Origin of the sequence: Marinomonas sp. 5E14-1, from assembly GCF_039939215.1 — a bacterium.
Classification (GTDB): Bacteria; Pseudomonadota; Gammaproteobacteria; order Pseudomonadales; family Marinomonadaceae; genus Marinomonas.
Genome location: NZ_JBDXMW010000003.1, coordinates 120,977 through 138,929, shown reverse-complemented (window position 1 = coordinate 138,929; position 17,953 = coordinate 120,977). Strand labels below are relative to the sequence as shown.

Here is a 17,953-nt window from a genome sequence, read left to right as displayed (position 1 = left end):
AACAAGTTGCTTAAACGGACAAAAAACAGTTGGCTTTTGCTCGTTCCTCGCTAATTTTAGCCAACTGTTTTATTGTCGCTTAGCAAAGCGTTATGAGTAAAGGATTAGCATGTCGATAACTAATGCAGAAAATAGCCTTTTTGATGAATGGAAAGGAAATAGAAAAGGTTTTGTTTCAGATGGCTTAGTTTCTGAACAGGATTACTTATATTCCGACACAAAAATATGCATTGTATTAAAAGAAGTTAATGATCCCGATGGAGGTGGTTGGGATTTAAGAGCGTTTCTAGCTGAAGGTGCAAGATCTCAAACATGGAATAATGTTGTTCGCTGGATAAACGGAATTAGAAATATAAATCGTGATATACCGTGGCAAGAGTTTGATGAGATTAATGAAGCAGACAGACAGTCTTCTTTAAAATCAATATGCGCAATGAATTTAAAAAAATCGCCAGGTACTTACACAACAGATAAAGCTTCTCTTAATAAAGTAGCTAATGAAGATCGTAGCTTTATTGAGAAACAGTTTTCTCTATATAACCCTGATATTACCATATGTGGAGGGACAGGTGACTTATTTAAGGATACTGCGGGGCTTAATGAATATGAATGGAAGAGGACTAATCGTGGAATTTGGTGGTATGAAAGAGCACCAAAGAAGTATGTCATTGCATATTGCCACCCAGAAGCACGAGTAGATAACCCATTAATTGTATACGGGTTAATTGACGCGATACGAGAAATTTACTCATAACAAGCGCTTTAAACGGAACTAAAACAGTTGGTTAGGTTACGCTTCGCTCCACATTATAACCAACAATTTTTGTCCGCTTATGCGGACGTTGAGGCTGTAGAATTTCTCCTAAAAGAACATTTTTGTGTTCTTTTTATGCTCTGTTATCTAATTACTATTATTCGCTACAGTTGAACGTGATGGCTCTTTTTTATACAAGAAGTCAAACCTGACTTATTCTGCTAAAGTAAATCCATTCCGATTGAGTTCGCACAACAAATTATCCCCAGTATATTTGAATGCACGCTTTCCCATATTGTTGCCTATTCCTTTAAGTAAAACACCTTGATTTAACGGCTTATGATGGGTGCTACAACAAGGGTAATGGTGGTGCGGCGGCGTAATACTTGCCGTTGTCATAACTTATTTCCTATAAATCGGTAGTGCATTGTAGTCATGTGCTGCAGGCTTTCTATCTGTGAACCATTTTGGTGTTTTGAACGTAAAAGACTGCATCGAGATTAAATCTATAAGGGAGAGAGTCAAGATGCAGGTCAAAGAGCTTCAAAGTGTGCTGTCATTTGAGAAGGTGGTGATTCATTCACTGGCGCCAAATTTGTATCAAGTGTCTGTGATGATGAATGGTGAGGAAGTGTTCCTTTTAGATGGCAAAGGTAAGTTCCTCACGAGTCATAATAAACAAGATTTGCAGGAGTTGTTTAAGGATAAGCAAGTGGGTGCTATGGTGCTTCGACAACAGAGTGCTTATGACGAAATGGTTGGTCAGCCAACAAGGGAGTTGACGAATTGTTTAGAAGTACCGCTTGGCACTTTATAGTATTCACCGATTTGCTTTTGTTTGATCGTTGGAGGTAAGACTAATTCTGTATAAGCCAGTTTGCTTGGTCTTTGGTTGATAGAACTAATTCTGCATTGAGTCCATCGCTTTGTTGGATTCTGTCCATTGCCTGTTCATGGCTAAACCTCCATGCTGCCATATGGCGTTTTGCTAATCGTTCTGTGGCAATTTCGATTGGTATATCCAAGAACCAGTGTTCATCAAATAATGGCTTGGCGTTTTGCCAGCCATCTTGTGGATGAAGCAAATACAACCCTTCAACCAAGATGACTTTAGTGCTTTTATCTATGAGTATGTCATTTTCAATTGGGTCTCCTATGCTGTGGTCAAAGCTAGGCCATAAAACATCTTTTGTTTGATAGCTTTGATGAATGCTTTTGATGCGTTCTGCAAAAGCATGGCTATCAAATGTCCAAGGTGCACCTCGTCTTGCAAAGGCTTTTTCTGGGTTGGGGAGTTCATTGAGCTGAGCTTTGGAAAGGTGAAAGCCGTCCATTGATAGGCTAATGACTTGTTGTTGATGCTCTGAGAAATAAGACGTTATGTATTCCGCTAATGTACTTTTGCCTGAACCAGGCCCGCCAGTTAATCCAATCAGGGTTCTATGTGGCTTATTCGCTGCACTTTGTAGTTTTTCTAAAGCTTGTTTGATGTCTGCTGAGTTGCAGTAGACGTGTTCCAGTGGTGGCGGTGCCATAGCTGTTCCTAATTTTAGCTGAGCCTGAGTAGAGTGAAGCTACTCTAAATTAGCATTGCTCGTAAGTCGAAAAGAAATCAAAAAACGCTTTTTCTCTAATGGTCGAGTCATCACTTGGTGCGCAAAAAAGACCATAGACTAATACTTTGTTGTTATAAGGCAATCTTAGCTTGGAGTTGATGGGAGAGCTTTGATAGTATTTGTATTACTAATGGTTTGTGCTGTATAAAACAGTGTTGTTTTACATTGAGTGAAAGGGCGCGCGGTGTTATTATTTTCCCCCGTCCTGAAGGTGCATTTTTCTGTGCCATCAAATCTATTTTTTTCTATTTTAAGGCGGGTTAAACACTCATGGCAACACGATATATTTTCGTTACAGGTGGTGTCGTTTCATCTCTTGGTAAAGGTTTGGCGTCAGCATCCTTAGCAGCCATTCTTGAATCTCGTGGGCTAAAAGTTACCATGTTAAAGTTGGATCCGTACATTAACGTCGATCCAGGTACCATGAGTCCTTTCCAGCACGGCGAAGTTTATGTAACAGAAGACGGCGCTGAAACCGATCTAGACCTTGGTCACTACGAACGTTTTATTTCGACCAAAATGGGCAAGCGCAATAACTTCACTAGTGGCCGTGTTTATCAGCACGTTTTGAAGAAAGAACGTCGCGGTGAATATTTAGGTGGAACGGTTCAGGTTATCCCTCATATTACAGACGAAATTAAACGACGTGTTATTTCTGGTGCTGAAGGATCAGATGTGGCGTTGGTTGAAATCGGTGGCACAGTTGGTGATATTGAATCTCAACCTTTTCTGGAAGCAGTTCGCCAGTTAAAAGTCGAGTTGGGTTCTCGTCGTGCGATGTTTATGCATTTGACCTTGGTTCCTTACATTCGTACTGCAGGCGAAACTAAAACCAAACCAACTCAGCATTCTGTTAAAGAATTACGTTCGATCGGTATTCAGCCAGACATTCTTATTTGTCGTTCTGAAGTGACTATTGAAGCGCCAGAACGTAAGAAAATCGCGCTTTTCACAAGTGTTGAAGAGCGTGCGGTTATTTCCCTTCCAGATGCGGATACGATTTACCGTATTCCTCAGATGCTAAACGACCAAGGCTTAGATAGCTTGATCGTTGAATACTTCAATCTAGATTGCAATATGCCAAATCTGGATATTTGGAATAAGGTTACGCAAGCCAAATTGAATCCAGAGAAGCAAATCAATATTGCCATGGTTGGTAAATACATGGAGTTGTTGGATGCCTATAAGTCTCTGATTGAGGCGATGGATCACGCTGGTATTCATGCTAGAACGAAAGTGAAGCTGCATTACATTGATTCTGAAAGCATTGAAGAAAATGGCACTGAATGCCTAAAAGGAATGGATGCGATTCTTGTTCCTGGTGGTTTTGGTGAACGTGGTGTAGAAGGTAAGATCCTTACAGCCCAATATGCTCGTGAAAACAAAGTGCCTTACTTAGGCATTTGTTTGGGGATGCAGGTTGCGGTTATCGAGTTTGCTCGTAATGTTGCAAAACTGGCTGGCGCTCACAGTACAGAATTTAACTTAAAAGCAGAGAACCCTGTTGTTGGTCTGATTACAGAATGGACGAACTCAGAAGGCTCTAAAGAAATCCGGTCAGAGCAATCTGATCTAGGTGGTACGATGCGTCTTGGCGCACAGAACTGTAATCTAGCAGAAGGCACTAAAGCGTTTGAAGCTTATGGTGAAGCTGTGATTAAAGAACGTCACCGTCATCGATATGAAGTAAATAACTTCTATATTTCTGCATTAGAGAAAGCAGGTTTAACGATTTCTGGTCGTTCAGAAGATAACTCATTGGTTGAGATGGTGGAAATTGCTGATCATCCTTGGTTTGTTGCTTGCCAGTTTCATCCAGAGTTTACTTCAACCCCACGATATGGACATGGCTTATTTAGCGCCTTTGTTCATGCAGCGTTGAAGTATGCAGGAAAAGAAAAATAAACAGATCAAACAAGCAGTTTGTGATTTTTCATATATTTAAAGAGGTTTGTTATGAGTCAGATCGTTGATATTAAAGGCAGAGAAGTTCTAGATTCTCGTGGTAACCCAACAGTAGAAGCAGACGTAATTCTAGCGGATGGTTCTGTGGGTTCTGCGTGTGCTCCATCTGGTGCATCTACAGGTTCTCGTGAAGCTTTGGAATTACGTGACGGTGATAAAAGTCGTTACCTAGGTAAAGGCGTATTAAAAGCGGTTGCGGCTGTAAATGGTCCAATTCGTGACGCTTTGATTGGTAAAGATGCACTTGCTCAAGCTGAGCTTGATAAGATCATGATCGATCTAGATGGCACAGAAAACAAATCTATATTTGGTGCAAATGCTATTTTGGCGGTTTCTTTAGCGGCAGCAAAAGCAGCAGCAGTTTCTAAGAAAGTACCTTTATATGTTCATATTGCTGACATCAACGGCACACCAGGTGTTTATTCCATGCCTGTTCCTATGATGAACATCATCAATGGTGGCGAGCACGCGGACAACAATGTTGATATTCAAGAATTTATGGTTCAGCCAGTTGGTGCGCCTAACTTCCGCGAAGCATTGCGTTATGGTGCAGAGATCTTCCACGCATTGAAAAAAGTATTAAGTGCTCGTGGTTTGAATACAGCGGTTGGTGATGAAGGTGGTTTTGCACCCAACCTTGCTTCCAACGCAGAAGCATTGGCTGTTATCAAAGAAGCAGTATCTGCAGCTGGTTACGAGCTTGGTAAAGACATCACATTAGCGATGGACTGTGCGGCTTCTGAATTCTACGAAGATGGCCAGTACAACCTAAAAGGTGAAGGTAAGGTATTCACTTCAGAAGGTTTCTCTGATTACTTGGCTGAGCTTTGTGAAGCTTATCCAATTGTTTCTATCGAAGATGGCTTGAATGAATCTGACTGGGAAGGTTTTGCCTACCAAACTAAAATTCTTGGCGACAAAATCCAGCTAGTAGGTGACGATTTGTTCGTAACGAACACTAAGATCCTTAAGCGTGGTATTGATGAAGGTATCGCAAACTCTATCTTGATCAAATTTAACCAAATTGGTTCTTTGACTGAAACACTAGAAGCGATCAAAATGGCGAAAGCTGCAGGTTACACTGCGGTTATTTCTCACCGTTCTGGTGAAACTGAAGACGCGACTATCGCTGATTTGGCTGTTGGTACAGCAGCAGGTCAAATTAAAACGGGTTCTCTATGCCGTTCAGACCGTGTTTCTAAATACAACCAATTGTTGCGTATCGAAGAGCAATTAGGTGGCAAAGCTCCTTATAAAGGTCTTTCTGAGATCAAAGGTCAGGCGTAACATTACCTTGATTTGAAAAAGGGAGAACTTTGTTCTCCCTTTTTTTATATTTTTTTAACTCAATTCCCTTAATATAAGGGAATCTTTTTTTAGTCATTGAGGATGTTATGACGCGTTTGTTACTGGCCTTTTTTGCCTGTGCTGTTGGTTACCAAGCCTATCATTTGTACTTTGGTGATCAAGGGATAAAGAGACAAGAGGAATTGGCAAAACAAATTGCTTACCAAGAACGCATAAATCAGCGTTTGAAACATCGAAATGATGCGCTTAGAGCCCAAGTCGAAGACCTTCGTCTTGGTGAAGAAGCGGTGGAAGAGCATGTTCGCACAGAGCTGCAATACATTAAAGATGGTGAGGTTTTTTATCGGATGGTGAATAAAAAATGACGCAATCTTTATGGGTAGTGATTCCCGCCGCAGGTGTTGGGCAACGCATGCAGGCCGATTGCCCTAAACAATATTTACCGCTTGCTGGGCAAAGTATTTTAGATCGAACCATTACTATTTTTTTATCGCACCCCGCCATTTCAGGCGTGGCCGTCGGCATAGGTCAGAATGATGCTTATTGGTCGGAATCTAAGTGGTTTCATCATACGGGTGTGCATTCGTTTGTGGGCGGTAAAGAACGCAGTGATACTGTATTAAAAGGTTTGGATTTTTTATCGAATCTTACTGATGCCACGCAAGACGTTCTAGTACATGATGCTGCTCGACCTTTATTAACTCATGCTGCATTAGATAGGGTGATCGCTCATAAATCTGAGCAGGGCGCACTTTTGGCTATGCCAGCAAGAGACACAGTTAAACTGCAATTGGCCGAGTCTTTGTCTATTGATAAAACATTAGATAGGAACTCAATATGGTTGGCTCAGACGCCTCAAAAATTCCCCATAGACGCACTTCGACAGGCTTTACTAGAAGCTCAGAGAAAAGGCCTTGCTGTGACAGATGAATGTTCTGCAATGGAGTTTATGGGGTATCATCCAGATTTCTTAATGGGAGAAAATAGTAACATTAAGGTGACTTTGCCAGAAGACTTATTAATTGCTGAAGCACTATTTTCTTATCTTCATTCTTCCAATACAAAAGACAGTTAATTTTCAGGAGTTGTTATTATGATGCCATTTCGAATTGGTCATGGTTTTGATGTTCACAAATTTGGTGAAGGTGACCATATCGTTTTAGGTGGTGTTTCGATTCCTTATTCGCAAGGTTTGGTTGCTCATTCAGATGGCGATGTGGCTTTGCATGCGCTAACCGATGCTTTGCTTGGTGCTGCGGCTTTGGGTGATATAGGTAAACTTTTTCCTGATACTGATGCTGAGTTTGCTGGAGCAGACAGCCGTGTATTATTAAAATGTGCTTATCAGGAAGTGATGGCATTAGGCTTTTTAGTTGGTAATGTAGACATTACTATTATTGCTGAAGCTCCTAAAATGCGTCTTCATATTGATGCGATGCGAGCTAATATTGCGGAAGATTTAGCGATAGATATTGGTGTTGTTAATGTCAAAGCAACCACAACAGAAAAGCTTGGTTTTACAGGGCGCAAAGAAGGCATCGCAGTTGAAGCGGTTGCGCTCATTTTCCAACAAGCTCAATTTAATCTAGAGCATTCTAGTCAAGGTAAAGTATGAACACTGAATGGCGATATGCTTGGTCTAAACCTATTGCGACAGGTGACCTGAAGGCACATGTTCAGGATTTTTATGTAGAAGAGCAATTAGGTTTCGAGCCAGATGGAAAAGGTGAATTCTGCTTTGTTTTCGTCGAAAAAGAAGGTGTTAATACAGACTTCCTTGCCAAACGACTAGCTCAGGTTGCTGGCATTGCAGCCAATAAAGTGACTTACAGTGGCGTGAAAGATCGTCATGCTTGTACGCGTCAATGGTTCTGCTTGCATGTATTGAATGAAGAACCTGATCTTTCCAGTATTCAAGAAGCCTTTAGAGAACCGGAAAATGTGCGTGTTATTGCACAGCTTAGGCATTCCAAAAAACTTCGTACAGGAGCGCATACGTCAAACCGTTTTGTGATTCGCTTACGCGGCATCGCTGGCGACTTGAATGATCTTGAAAGCCGTTTACATCTAATAAAAGAAGGTGGTGTCCCTAATTATTACGGCCCTCAGCGTTTTGGTATTAGCGGTAATAATTTAGTTAACGGTAAGAGCTTTGTATTAAAGGGGCGACAAAGTCGTCGGAAACTTTCCAAGACTGAATCGTTTTGGTTATCCGCCATACGTTCTTGGTGCTTTAACCAAGCGTTAAGTGATCAAGTTGAAAATGGTATGTGGTCTCGTTTATGTGATGGCGATATCGCGCAATTTCAGCGTAAAGATGAGCAGTTCCGCGCGAAAGATTTAAGTGCGCTAATTTACCTAAGTGTGATGCGAGGGGAAATTAGCCCTGTTCTGCCATTAATCAGTGAAGGCTGGGAAGCAGGAACGGGCCCTCAACGAGAGAAAGCCATTAAAGACTCTTTAGCTGATAATTGGGATTTAGCTGAGGCTCTGTTGGGTTTTGATCTTTCAAGAGATAGCCGCTTGGCTCGCCTTGTGCCCATGAATATGGCTTGGGAACTGCTTAAAGAAACAGAAGAAAATACACAATTGATCGTGGAGTTTTCGTTACCTAAAGGCTGTTTTGCGACTAGTATATTGCGCGAAATGATAGATTTTACCGATAAGTCGATAGAGAAACACCATGAGAATATTGATCGCGAATGATGATGGTATTGATGCTCTTGGCATACAAACATTAGTAAAAAATCTAGAGCAGCAATATGAAGTTTTAACCGTAGCACCAGATCGCAACCGTAGTGGTGCGAGTAATTCATTAACGCTAACGCGACCTTTACAGCCAGTAGAAGTGGCAGAGCACAGCTATCGAGTTGATGGAACGCCAACGGACTGTGTGAACTTAGCTTTGTCTGGCATGATTGATGGTCATGTCGACCTTGTTGTGTCGGGTATCAATCATGGGCCTAATTTAGGAGATGATGTTATTTATTCAGGGACAGTTGCGGCGGCAATGGAGGCGCGTCATCTTGGGCGTCCTGCGTTGGCGGTTTCTTTAGTGGGGAATCAACACTTCGATACGGCTGCGAAGGTGATTCTTCAGTTACTAGACGATTCACATACTCTTGTATTGCCAGCGGGCATTTTGCTGAACATCAATGTCCCGGATCTTCCTTACGAAGAACTGAAAGGCTTGCAGGTAACTCGTCTTGGTTATCGTCATCAAGCTCAAGCACCGATTTCGGCACAACATCCTAGAGGTTTGCCTAGTTTTTGGATTGGTGCGTTATCTGAGCCTCATGATAGCTCTGATGGCACAGACTTTTGGGCTGTCGAAAATGGTTATGTTTCGATTACTCCAATTCATACGGATATGACTTGCTATGATGCACAATCACCTCTTAAAAAATGGACAGACACATTAGCGTTATGAGCCAACATGATCTTAATGGATTAATTACACATACCGAACCTAGGGCTTCTAAAATGGTTCAGCAACTTAAGGATGAAGGGATTTCTCATGAAGCCTTGTTGTCTTTAATGGAAGCCATTCCTAGACATGAATTTGTCGAACCTGCTTTTTCTCATCTTGCTTATTCTGCAACCTCTTTGCCAATTGGGCGCAACCAAACCATCAGCCAACCACTCACTGTGGCGAGAATGACTGAATGGTTATTGTCTTATGCGCGCCTTGGTCGCGTATTAGAAGTGGGGACAGGCTCTGGTTACCAGACTCGCATTCTGGCTCATTTTTTCAATAAAGTGCATACGGTTGAGCGTCAGAAACGTCTTCACGAACAAGCCAAAGGACGACTCTCTTTGATGGGAGTGAACAATGTCGAATATTTATTTGGTGATGGACAGGCAGGTTGGCCTAATAAAGTTGAAATGGATGCCGTTATTATTACTGCAATGGCAAGTAAAATACCGCTCCCGTTAACTAATTGCTTAAAACAAAAAGGTATTTTAATTATGCCAATTGATCACCCAACGCCACAAATAGGTTGTTGGAGAAAAGAAGGTGATCGTTGGAAATGCCTAGGTACAGAGTCAGCACACTTTGTGCCTTTACTAGAAGGAACGGAACATGCCTAAAGGGCTAAAAATTTATCTGAGTGGCTTGCTTATGGGAGCTGCCGATGTTGTACCTGGTGTATCCGGTGGTACGATTGCTTTTATTTTAGGTGTTTATGATCGTTTAATTTCAGCGTTAAGTAGAGTGAATAAAGACAGTGTAAAACTGCTTTTAAAGGCAGATTTTAAAGCGCTTTGGTTGTATTTTGATGGCATTTTTTTAGTGTTACTTGGAAGTGGGATTTTAACCAGTGTTTTTATATTGGCCGGGCTCGTAACCTATTTATTAGATGTTTATCCAAGTTATTTATGGAGTTTTTTCTTTGGTCTTATTTTGGCTTCTGCAAAGTTACTTATCAATCAAATACAGGAGTTTAACTGGCGGCACTTTTTAATAATGATGCTAGGTGCTGGCGTTGGTATGAGTCTTTCCTTATTAGTTCCGACGCAATTTGATACATCGCTCTCAATGGTGTTTTTCTCAGGAATGGTGGCGATTTGCGCAATGATTTTACCTGGTATTTCAGGGAGCTTTTTACTGTTAATAATGGGTATGTATGGTTTTATTTTGTCTGCTATTAAGAGTTTTGACTTACTTGTTATCAGTGTCTTCTCTGCAGGAGCATTAATTGGCTTGCTAAGCTTCTCTAAAATATTGAATTATTTGCTGAATAGGGTGCGGTTCATGACTTTGGCTGCTCTTACTGGTGTTATGCTTGGGGCGCTGGTAAAGGTGTGGCCGTGGAAAGTAGTGACGGAGTGGGGGCTTTTTTCTGGTAAAAAAATACCACTTAAAGATTGTTTAGTATTACCTTGGGATGTTCCAAATTTTCATTTTTTGACAAGTTTTGCGTATCCGGTGCTGTTTGTTTTGGTAGGCTTTTTGAGCGTGATTCTTATTTCTTACATATTTTTACGAAACTCGGACAAATAGAAATATTTAACCGAAAATGATAATTGAGGTAAAAAATATCTTAGGTGTTTCTTTTAAAAAATGTGGCGAAATAAAGCGGATAAATATTTTTTATCAGCTGGTTTTGTTATGCTTTTTATTAACGGGGTGCTCTTATGAAGTACTGCACTATTCAGATAAAAATAACGCATCTTACTCCTCAAATAATGCACGAGTTGCTTCCGTTCCTTCTTCTGGATATCACCGAGTGCAAGGCGGGGATACCTTGTTTTCTATAGCTTTCCGCTACGGTTTGGATTATCGAGAACTGGCGCGATTCAACCGAATTGACGCTCCATATGTAATTTACCCTAATCAAAAAATTAAACTTTCAGGTGCTAAGAGTGCTATTGCTGAAGTATCAAATAGCACTGCAAAAACAAGGACATCAACTCCTACAGAAGTGAAAAAAACACCGTCGAAAACGGCAACAACAGGTACACCTAAAGCCGTGGTCAGAGAGCCAATTACAGATACAAAAGATGACAAACCTGTAGGTGATTGGTCGTGGCCTGTCGATGGGTCTGTAATAAGAGGGTTTTCAAATGCCGGTGTTAGTAGTAAAGGTATAGACATCAAAGCAGAAAAGGGAGCTTTGGTAAAAGCCGCAGCCAGTGGTACGGTTGTTTATGCTGGCAGTGGTTTAATAGGATATGGGAACTTAGTCATTGTTAAACACAACGATATTTATTTGAGTGCATACGCCTACAACGAAAGAATTCTGGTTAAGGAAAAACAGAATATTAAGGCTGGTGATTCTTTGGCAGTGATTGGTGGTAAAGGTGAGGATCGACCTTTGCTTCATTTTGAAGTGCGTCGAGATGGACAGCCAATAGATCCAGTAAGTGTTTTACCCAAAAAATAATTAAGCGGTGTAAGCGAATTAAGGAGGGGACATGAAATTGGCAAATGTAGAAAAGGAAACTCAAAAAGTAATTGGTTCAGCAGATTTTGATTTTAATACGTCTGTTGATAATTATGATGAAAATGCCATTGATGAAGAATTTGAGTCAGCTGTTAACTCTCGATATGCAGAGACAGATAGCGGACGAAATTTAGATGTGACTCAGATGTATCTGAGCGAGATTGGCTTTTCGCCTCTGTTAACCGCTGAGGAAGAAGTTTACTATGCTCGTCTTGCGTTAAAAGGGGATGAGAAAGCCCGTAAGCGTATGATCGAAAGTAATCTACGTCTTGTTGTAAAGATTTCTCGTCGTTACCTTAATCGAGGCCTGTCGTTATTAGATCTTATTGAAGAAGGTAACTTAGGGCTGATTCGAGGTGTTGAAAAGTTTGATCCTGAGCGTGGCTTTCGCTTCTCAACTTATGCTACTTGGTGGATTCGTCAAACCATTGAACGCGCCATCATGAATCAAACCAGAACCATTCGATTGCCTATTCATGTGGTAAAAGAACTCAATGTCTACCTAAGAGCAGCTCGTGAGCTAACCCAGAAGCTTGACCATGAACCAAGCCCAGAAGAAATTGCGGCTATGCTTGATTGTCCTGTTGAGGACGTTCAGAAGATGTTACGTCTTAATGAGCGTGTTAGTTCTATTGATTCTTCATTTGGTGGAGAAAACAATGATAAGAGTCTTGTAGATGTTTTGGCTGATGAGCATCAGCAAACCCCTGAAGCGGAACGACAAATCGGTGATGTATTACAAGGCGTCGAACATTGGTTGGATGAGTTGAGTGAAAAACAAAGAGATGTGATTACTCGTCGCTTTGGCTTACGTGGTCATGAAGCAAGCACACTTGAAAATGTGGGTGTTGAAATAGGTTTAACTCGTGAACGAGTTCGTCAAATTCAAGTGGAAGCCCTACGAAAACTTCGTTCAATAATGGATAAAGAAGGTCTTTCTTTAGATGATGTGATTAGCTTAGATCATTAATTTTCTAAGCTAAAACCGAAAAACCACATGATGGAATATTCTTTTAGAGTCTTTCATCATGTGGTTTTTTATTTTAAAACTTACTCTACATGGGTTATTTTTTCTACATGGGCTTGAATCTGTTTTTTGTATTTATCTGACATGCCTTTCACTTCATACGCCAATACTTCGCTGTCATCCACTTCTATGATTTCAGGAAGCCCGGTAAACACTCTGTTTTGAATGTAGGACAAGGTGAAAATATCATCACTGACAACAAGCTTGTTCATGCTTTCTGATTGGCTAAGCTGACGAACACTCTTCAATAGTGTTTCAATCTTCTCAGGTTCAAAAACATTTTCTTTTACCATGGTTGTGATATGTGGGTTGCCTTGATGAAGACCTAGGTGGAAATTCAGCTTTGGTGTGTCTGAATACAATTCGTTTTCCAGTAACTTTCCGATGAGCTCTAAGAAGAGCTGTGCTGAGCTTACCGCGTTTGTGTAGAGGTTATCTTCACTGTTGATGGCGCTGAAAAGTATGATGGCCGAGTCATTTTCATATTGATGAACCTGACCTTGATAAGCCTCACTTGCTTGAAAAATTGCACGGTAGATTGGCGTTAATAGATTAGCGACCTGTAATGGCGTCATATTTTCGTGCCATTCTTCAATATTGATAATATTAAAATAAAGCAAGCAGCTGCGTTGTTTTGATTCTTCAAATATAGCGTCGAAGTTGATTTCAAATTGTGCCTTTTTCTCGGCTTCCACTACAGACTCAGTTTTTGGGTTACTGTCTTGTTCTGTTGTATTGGTTTTAGCGGCTTTCTCAAGTGATTTTTTAGAGTGCTTCATTTGTTGAACTTGATGAATGGTTTCGCACAATTCTCTTGCTTCTATATAAATTGGCGATGGAAGAGGGTATGTGTTTTCTCCCCGCTGATAGGAGTTTAGAGCTTCTTTTGCATGATTAACCGGAGCAAATAGCCATCGAGTTAATAGGGTGACGAATAATAGGGCAATGGCGCTGGTGAAAATAGCCACACCAATTAATAGGTTGTTGAGATGTTGTAGTGTCGCTTGTGCTGGGGTTTTATCCAAAGTAATTAAAACGTGCCCAACAATCTCATCTCTGAATTTGATGCTGGAGCTGTACACTCTGCGTTGCTCATTTGGACGGAGATCTTGCTCAGATAAGCTGGATGCCGAACCGCTGTTGGCTTCTGCAAGGAGTTCATCTTTTTTGTTATAAACACGAGCGCTAAGGATATTGTCGTCGACGACTAATCGATTTAGCAGCACATTTAAGCTTAATAGGTCATTCGTCAGGATGGATTGTGTCGCGTTGAAAGCCGCCTGAGTGGCTAAACTACTACCTAAGACCTCAGTTTGCTGAGATAAATAATTACCTAGAGCGTGAGTCATGGTGTACCAAAAAATACACACTGTCAGAATCATAAGAGAAACAAATGCGGCAACATTAACAATGGTGGCGCTCAGTTTTTTATGAATTAATGCAGCAATTACTCTGGTTTTAGGTTGGGTGTCCATTCACTTCCTTTAGGCAACTCATAGAACAATGTTTAAAGTATACACATCATAACGGCTATTTTCTGAATTCTTTAAAGTAGAACAGGTGCTTAGCGAAAAGAAAACGATTTGTTATAGTAGGCGTCTTATTGAATTAGGAGCGCTTATGTCTGCCAGTATCACACTTATTGGTTCTTTGAACCCTGAATATCTAGAACAATTTAGCGCATGGTTAGGTAAGCGTGGATTGGCGGGAGCGCCAAAAGTATTAACTGACGATCAAGACCTTATCTCAGTAATTCAAATCGCGTTACAAGGCTCTGTTGCAGACAAGGCGATTCTGCAAGCTGAACTGTTGGCTTTGTCTGATGAAACGGGTGTAGATCATATTTTCCAATCCATATTTTTAGATATACGCAAAGCGGGTGTTGCGGTATTTGATATGGATTCCACCTTAATTAAAGCTGAAGTGATGGATGAATTGGCTGTGGATGCTGGCATTGGTGAGCAAATAGCAACAGTAACAGCAAGTGCAATGCGTGGTGAAATTGATTTCGTAGAAAGCTTTGTCCAGCGTCTTGCGCTTTTAAAGGGTTTAAGTAGTGATGTGATGGACGGTGTTTACAAGAGAATTCAACACATGGATGGTATTTCGTCTTTGATGAAGGTATTGAATTACTATGGCTGGCATACTGCTATTTTATCGGGTGGTTTTACCTATTTTGCCGATCGAGTTCAGGCGGAATATAGCATGTCAGAAGTGCACGCTAACGTATTAGAAATTCAAGATAATGCCCTAACGGGTAAGCACTTGGGGCCAATTGTTGATGGCGAGCGTAAAAAGTTGCTCTTGACGAATATTGTTGAGCAGCAAAAAGTGAGCTGGGACCAAACCATTGCCTGTGGTGATGGCGCGAACGATCTTTTAATGTTGAATCATGCTGCGTTAGGTGTTGCTTTGCACGCGAAACCTTTGGTTCGTAAACAAGCGCCGTGCCCAATGAATAATCTTGGTTTGGATGGCATTTTGTACTTATTAGGCATGACATCTGAAGAGATTCGAGCTGTATTAGCCTAAACCTTTGCTTCTGTTAGTGTCACCTTGAAAAGCTTGTTATGATTCTTAGTTATAATGATAACAATATGAGTTGAGGTGATACTGTGTCGGAGATAAAGCTATCTGATATTGATTTGAATTTGTTGTATGTTTTTCAAGTATTAACTGAAGAGCTCAATGTGACAAAAGCAGCGACTCGGCTTAAGGTGTCTCAGCCTGCGGTGAGTCGTTCTTTGTCCCGTTTAAGAGAAGTATTTGACGATCCTTTATTCACAAGAACATCCCACGGTTTATCTGCCACGGTTAAAACACAAACTTTAGCGCCGCTTTTAAAAGAAATGCTAAAAGGCTTAGAAAGCCTAATTCAACCTAGCGAGTTTGTGTCGCATACCAGCCAGAGACGATTCGTTTTATCAACCACAGATTTTGGTACCTTAACGGTGCTACCTAAAATTCTTGATCAATTCCGCCAACAAGCACCAGACGCGATCCTAGATGTGAAGTCTTGGAATGAAGAGATGGTAATGGATTTGGATCAAATAAACATTGACCTTGCTGTTTCGGTGCTCTCAAAAGAGCCGCCAGCTGGCATCCGTGCCATGCGTTTGCAAAGTGACAAAATGGTTTGTTTAGCTCGTAAAGGGCATCCTGCTATACAAGGGGAATTGACCATGGATAACTACTTAGAAGCGAATCATGTGCAAGTTGTATTGGGTCGTCGAGAGTCTTTTGCGGTGGACAGAGAGTTGGATAAAATGGGCCACAAGCGAAATGTAGCCGTTCATCTACCCAACTTTGTTCCTGCTGCAAGAATGGTAATGGGCAGTGACTTATTGCTCACTGTGCCGCGACTATTTGCAGAAGATATGGTGGAAGGCACTTCTGAAATGACTCTCTATGAATTGCCATTCGCAACACGAAAATTTGACTATTCGATGATTTGGCATGAGCGTTTTCAAAATGATGCCGCTCATATCTGGTTTAGAGGATTATTAAGACAAGCCTTTATAGATGTTTGAGTGATACAAACGCCTAGTGAGTTTCACTTGATAGGCGTTTGGTTCGGTTTGCATGATGAATTAAAAACCATTGAAGGGATAAAATGAGTATGAACACCCGTATTCAATCGGCGTGTTGGCTTTAATATGCAGATAGCCTATGCTTTCACAAGCCGCCAGCAAAGCACCAGAACTTTGTTGTGGATGAGCATAAGCTAAGCCATCATCGCCTATAGCAACACGTATGAATTCATCTCGCTGGATGATTTTTGTACGGTTGAAGCCTGCATCAACCAAATAAGGTTGAGGACGGTTAGCAACTTGCCCAGAACAGACAGAAAGTAGCACCCTTGCAAACCAGTGGAAAGTCACAAGTGTTGAACTAGGGTTGCCAGGTAAACCAATAAAGGGAATACCATCAAGCGAAGCATGAACCAAAGGTTTGCCCGGTTTAATCGCTATTTTCCATAGATGCACTGTGCCCAGCTTTTCAAGCACCGTTTTTACATGATCTTCTTCACCAACGGAAACACCTCCTGAAGATAGAATCACATCAGACGAAGCCATTAAGGTTTTAAGTGTTGCTTCTGTGTCTTCTGGTGTATCGGCAGCATGAAGGCATTGAGAAACTAGGTGGCCAGCTTGAGTGACCAAAGCGTTTAACATTGGCCCATTCGAGTTAAAAATTTGCCCTGGTGCTAAGTTTTCTCCAGCAGGAATAAGCTCGTCTCCGGTCGTGAGTATGCCCACACGCAGCGGTTTATATACGCTGACTTCCGTAATACCTAAACTGGAAAGCAAGCCAATATGCATCGGCGTTAATTTCTGACCTGCTTTAGCGACTGTTTGTCCTGCTTTGATGTCTTGGCCTTTTGGACGAATATTATCTTGGCTCGGCGGTTGCTGGTTAAAAATAACTTTACCGTTAACTGTTTGAGTCTCTTCTTGCATGACAACAGTATCCGCACCTTCAGGAATGCTTGCACCAGTAAAAATACGTGCACATGTACCTGCCTCAAGAGGTGTTGGGTGTTGCCCTGCAGGAATTCGCTGGCTAATCACAAAGCTTTTGCCTACTTGCCAGTCTTTAGCCGCCAATGAATAGCCATCCATTGCGCTGTTGTCATAAGGCGGCACAAAAATATGGGCGACAATATCTTTAGCGAGGATTCTGCCTGTTGCATTAGGCAAAGTAATCACTTCATCTGAAACACGCAGGCTTGCGCTGTCTTCGATGGCTTTAAGTGCTTCTTCGAAGGCGAGTAAAGTCGACATATTAAGCCCCGTGTTGAGCGGACTCATAAGGCCCGATTAGCATACTGACAAAGTTACAAGGTCTGTGAGAAGCATCAAGTTGCTCTTTTAAAATGCCATTCCAAGCTGTTTTACAGGCGCCTGTAGAGCCGGGTAAACAAAAAACAAGTGTTTGATTTGCTAGTCCGGCCACTGCGCGAGATTGAATCGTGGAGGTGCCGATTTCGCCATAAGAAATGTGTCTGAATAACTCTCCGAAACCTTCGATGGTTTTATCGAATAATGGCGTCATGGCTTCCGGTGTGCTGTCTCGTGAATAAAAACCAGTGCCGCCAGTGATCAAGACAGCGTGAACGCCTTTATCTGCAATCCAATTGGAAACAACCGCACGCATTTGATAAACGTCGTCTTTTACCAGCTTTCTTTCTGCAAGTGTGTGGCCAGCTTCTGTGAGTAATTCAATAAGTGCATTGCCGGACGTGTCTTCGGCAATAGTTCGAGTGTCAGATACGGTTAACACGCTGATGTTTAATGGACGAAATGGAGTGGGTGTCTTAGCCATGAGATTCCTT

At 41.5% G+C, this 17,953-nt stretch carries 20 protein-coding genes; 15 read left to right on the top strand and 5 right to left on the bottom strand.

Annotated features, from left to right (window positions below; translation table 11 throughout):
* Positions 1 to 109 precede the first annotated feature (109 nt).
* A complete protein-coding gene (locus tag ABFY09_RS03640; protein ID WP_347982935.1) occupies positions 110 to 754 on the top strand; it encodes a hypothetical protein in 645 nt (214 codons plus the stop codon).
* Between the two features lie 213 nt (positions 755 to 967).
* Here ABFY09_RS03640 and ABFY09_RS03635 read toward each other — a convergent pair whose 3' ends face one another.
* Positions 968 to 1,153: a hypothetical protein gene (locus ABFY09_RS03635; protein WP_347982934.1), complete on the bottom strand. Its 186-nt coding sequence runs from the start codon at positions 1,151 to 1,153 to the stop codon at positions 968 to 970.
* Between the two features lie 127 nt (positions 1,154 to 1,280).
* Here ABFY09_RS03635 and ABFY09_RS03630 point away from each other — a divergent pair, with 127 nt between their 5' ends.
* Complete coding sequence (locus tag ABFY09_RS03630) at positions 1,281 to 1,571, top strand: DUF6482 family protein (protein ID WP_347982933.1); 291 nt, start codon at positions 1,281 to 1,283, stop codon at positions 1,569 to 1,571.
* Positions 1,572 to 1,611: 40 nt separating this feature from the next.
* On the opposite strand, the gene ABFY09_RS03625 is transcribed toward ABFY09_RS03630, so the two are convergent.
* Complete coding sequence (locus ABFY09_RS03625) at positions 1,612 to 2,289, bottom strand: P-loop NTPase fold protein (RefSeq protein WP_347982932.1); 678 nt, start codon at positions 2,287 to 2,289, stop codon at positions 1,612 to 1,614.
* 351 nt (positions 2,290 to 2,640) lie between these two features.
* On the opposite strand from ABFY09_RS03625, the gene ABFY09_RS03620 reads away from it, so the two are divergent.
* From ABFY09_RS03620 to rpoS, 11 genes are all read left to right on the top strand, one after another.
* Positions 2,641 to 4,275, top strand: a complete 1,635-nt coding sequence (locus ABFY09_RS03620) for a CTP synthase (RefSeq protein WP_347982931.1) — start codon at positions 2,641 to 2,643, stop codon at positions 4,273 to 4,275.
* 51 nt (positions 4,276 to 4,326) lie between these two features.
* The gene (eno, locus tag ABFY09_RS03615; protein ID WP_347982930.1) at positions 4,327 to 5,622 is read left to right on the top strand and encodes a phosphopyruvate hydratase; all 1,296 of its coding nucleotides are present in this window, start codon (positions 4,327 to 4,329) and stop codon (positions 5,620 to 5,622) included.
* A 107-nt stretch (positions 5,623 to 5,729) separates the two neighbouring features.
* Complete coding sequence (locus ABFY09_RS03610; protein ID WP_347982929.1) at positions 5,730 to 6,008, top strand: septum formation initiator family protein; 279 nt, start codon at positions 5,730 to 5,732, stop codon at positions 6,006 to 6,008.
* Entirely contained in the window at positions 6,005 to 6,718 is a 714-nt protein-coding gene (ispD, locus tag ABFY09_RS03605; protein ID WP_347982928.1) for a 2-C-methyl-D-erythritol 4-phosphate cytidylyltransferase, read from the top strand. Before ABFY09_RS03610 ends, ispD begins: the two co-directional genes overlap by 4 nt.
* Before the next feature lie 18 nt (positions 6,719 to 6,736).
* Entirely contained in the window at positions 6,737 to 7,258 is a 522-nt protein-coding gene (ispF, locus tag ABFY09_RS03600; RefSeq protein ID WP_347982927.1) for a 2-C-methyl-D-erythritol 2,4-cyclodiphosphate synthase, read from the top strand.
* On the top strand, positions 7,255 to 8,349 hold the full coding sequence (locus ABFY09_RS03595; RefSeq protein ID WP_347982926.1) for a tRNA pseudouridine(13) synthase TruD: 1,095 nt from the start codon (positions 7,255 to 7,257) through the stop codon (positions 8,347 to 8,349). Before ispF ends, ABFY09_RS03595 begins: the two co-directional genes overlap by 4 nt.
* A complete protein-coding gene (surE, locus tag ABFY09_RS03590; protein ID WP_347982925.1) occupies positions 8,327 to 9,073 on the top strand; it encodes a 5'/3'-nucleotidase SurE in 747 nt (248 codons plus the stop codon). Before ABFY09_RS03595 ends, surE begins: the two co-directional genes overlap by 23 nt.
* Positions 9,049 to 9,735 carry a protein-L-isoaspartate(D-aspartate) O-methyltransferase gene (locus ABFY09_RS03585; RefSeq protein ID WP_347982924.1) on the top strand — a complete coding sequence of 229 codons (687 nt, stop codon included), beginning with the start codon at positions 9,049 to 9,051 and terminating at the stop codon, positions 9,733 to 9,735. Before surE ends, ABFY09_RS03585 begins: the two co-directional genes overlap by 25 nt.
* Positions 9,728 to 10,648, top strand: coding sequence for a DUF368 domain-containing protein (locus ABFY09_RS03580; RefSeq protein WP_347982923.1), 921 nt, complete (start codon positions 9,728 to 9,730; stop codon positions 10,646 to 10,648). The genes ABFY09_RS03585 and ABFY09_RS03580 overlap by 8 nt, the downstream gene beginning before the upstream one ends.
* 16 nt (positions 10,649 to 10,664) lie before the next feature.
* Positions 10,665 to 11,531: a peptidoglycan DD-metalloendopeptidase family protein gene (locus ABFY09_RS03575; protein WP_347982922.1), complete on the top strand. Its 867-nt coding sequence runs from the start codon at positions 10,665 to 10,667 to the stop codon at positions 11,529 to 11,531.
* 31 nt (positions 11,532 to 11,562) lie between these two features.
* Positions 11,563 to 12,561: an RNA polymerase sigma factor RpoS gene (rpoS, locus tag ABFY09_RS03570; protein ID WP_347982921.1), complete on the top strand. Its 999-nt coding sequence runs from the start codon at positions 11,563 to 11,565 to the stop codon at positions 12,559 to 12,561.
* Positions 12,562 to 12,641: 80 nt separating this feature from the next.
* Here the strand turns inward: rpoS and ABFY09_RS03565 are convergent, their stop codons facing one another.
* Positions 12,642 to 14,093 (bottom strand): AhpA/YtjB family protein, encoded by a 1,452-nt coding sequence (locus tag ABFY09_RS03565; protein WP_347982920.1) that lies wholly within the window; start codon positions 14,091 to 14,093, stop codon positions 12,642 to 12,644.
* Between the two features lie 145 nt (positions 14,094 to 14,238).
* On the opposite strand from ABFY09_RS03565, the gene serB reads away from it, so the two are divergent.
* Positions 14,239 to 15,150 (top strand): phosphoserine phosphatase SerB, encoded by a 912-nt coding sequence (serB, locus tag ABFY09_RS03560; RefSeq protein WP_347982919.1) that lies wholly within the window; start codon positions 14,239 to 14,241, stop codon positions 15,148 to 15,150.
* Between the two features lie 83 nt (positions 15,151 to 15,233).
* Entirely contained in the window at positions 15,234 to 16,148 is a 915-nt protein-coding gene (locus tag ABFY09_RS03555) for a LysR family transcriptional regulator (RefSeq protein WP_347982918.1), read from the top strand.
* A 60-nt stretch (positions 16,149 to 16,208) separates the two neighbouring features.
* Here the strand turns inward: ABFY09_RS03555 and ABFY09_RS03550 are convergent, their stop codons facing one another.
* Together ABFY09_RS03550 and moaB are read right to left on the bottom strand one after the other, a co-directional pair.
* Positions 16,209 to 17,402: a molybdopterin molybdotransferase MoeA gene (locus tag ABFY09_RS03550; protein WP_347982917.1), complete on the bottom strand. Its 1,194-nt coding sequence runs from the start codon at positions 17,400 to 17,402 to the stop codon at positions 16,209 to 16,211.
* A 1-nt stretch (position 17,403) separates the two neighbouring features.
* A complete protein-coding gene (moaB, locus tag ABFY09_RS03545; RefSeq protein ID WP_347982916.1) occupies positions 17,404 to 17,943 on the bottom strand; it encodes a molybdenum cofactor biosynthesis protein B in 540 nt (179 codons plus the stop codon).
* Positions 17,944 to 17,953: the final 10 nt, after the last annotated feature.